The 364-nt window shown below is 36.8% G+C and carries 1 protein-coding gene; it reads left to right on the top strand.

The window, feature by feature from the left end; translation table 11 throughout:
• Nucleotides 1–364: winged helix-turn-helix domain-containing protein (locus tag PL9214_RS29440; protein WP_186440514.1), on the top strand; the 364-nt coding region annotated here is incomplete at both ends.

Below are 364 nucleotides of genomic sequence, written 5' to 3'. Positions count from 1 at the left end.
AAGTTTTGTTAGAAAGGGAGTATGGAGTCGTGTTTCAATCCCATCAAAGTTATTATAGCTTGCTGGAAGAGGCTCGCATCAGTTGGAAAAAAAGCCAAAAAAAGAATCCGGCTAAAAATGAGCAGTTAGTCCAAGAGAAAAAGGAAGAAATTGAAAAAAAGTTAGCGAGTTGGAAAGAGGAAATAGGGGCGGGAAAGCTGACAGTGTTTATGATTGATGAATGTCATCTTCTTTGGGGAGATATTTTAGGGTATGTTTGGGGAAGGACGGATCGAAGAATAGAAATTCCCATCAAAAATCAAAAAGAAAGGCAAACTTATTATGGAGCTTTAGATTACCAAACGAAAGAATTTATTATCAAAGG

Origin of the sequence: Planktothrix tepida PCC 9214 (assembly GCF_900009145.1) — a bacterium.
GTDB classification, from domain to species: domain Bacteria; phylum Cyanobacteriota; class Cyanobacteriia; order Cyanobacteriales; family Microcoleaceae; genus Planktothrix; species Planktothrix tepida.
Note: the sequence above shows the minus strand (reverse complement) of the source record. Positions and strands in the feature narration are given on the sequence as shown.